The 941-nt window shown below is 40.0% G+C and carries 1 protein-coding gene; it reads right to left on the bottom strand.

Features of this window, described 5'->3' with window-relative positions; genetic code table 11:
• Positions 1 to 73: 73 nt before the first annotated feature.
• Entirely contained in the window at positions 74 to 535 is a 462-nt protein-coding gene (locus tag Q4519_RS21620; RefSeq protein ID WP_303515992.1) for a GNAT family N-acetyltransferase, read from the bottom strand.
• Positions 536 to 941 lie beyond the last annotated feature (406 nt).

Here is a 941-nt window from a genome sequence, read left to right as displayed (position 1 = left end):
AAATCTCCTCATGGTTGGAGACTTGATCTTATTCTTCGTGCTAGGGGATTAGAATGCGGGGTTTATGATGCGCTTACTCAATAACATCTAACCTCACTGATTCGAAGTTATTCTCTTGCGCATAACTAATAATGTTATCCAGTAGTAATGAACCAATACCTTGCCCGCGGAATGCACTATCAACAGCGATACCATCCATAACCAATTGTAGTTCTTCCGGCTCTCGATCAAATAAGCTGAAAACTAAACACGCCCAAAGGCCTCGGAAAAAACCAAGTTGATCGATTAACTCTGCAGCCCCCATACCTCCAGTCAGAGAGCCGGATTCAACTTTGAAGCCAGCCAATCCAACCATTTTTGTATCGGCGAAAGCTGCAAATGAATAGTCAGGAATGAAACTTTTTGAAAGAATGTTAATACGTTGATTTTTACTCGGTATCGCTCGGAGAAATTTAAAACCAAATGCTTCTTCATATAATTCAGCACTTAACAATGAATTTGCTAAATCCCAGCCTTTTTCAATACGAATTTTCATATCAAGAACCTACGCCTAGCTACCACCAACGCGACAATCAATACCAATATGGCGCTCAGAACATAAAAATCATGAACAAGGGGATCAACACGATCAACGCATTTTCGAGTAACACCAAAGCCCAAGTGAAGCCTATTAAAAGCTTATTAGCGCCAAGTAATGCTTTAATCGTAAAAGGTTTAACTTCATGCATCTAACGTTACTTAACAGTAAATAGTGAATTCAGAGCATGGTGACAGAATTGCAACGAGAAAAAGTGTCCCAAATTGCTGTATGTTTAAGCCTAGCGGCCTAATGGATAGGCAGGACCTGCACTTTTATACCTGCTATTTATTTATGCAGGTGTAATGGAGTTTGGCTGATTTTGCCAAGTTTTGGCGCGGTAAATAAATTGTAAAAGTCTCGC

It is taken from the genome of Motilimonas sp. 1_MG-2023 (assembly GCF_030547455.1).
Lineage (GTDB): Bacteria > Pseudomonadota > Gammaproteobacteria > Enterobacterales > CBDFNC01 > Motilimonas.
This window is presented reverse-complemented; position numbering and strand designations above follow the sequence as displayed.

What these genes read in the sequence shown, in the direction of transcription:
- Q4519_RS21620 (WP_303515992.1), bottom strand. Translation starts at nt 535, where the DNA reads ATGAAAATTCGTATTGAAAAAGGCTGGGATTTAGCAAATTCATTGTTA.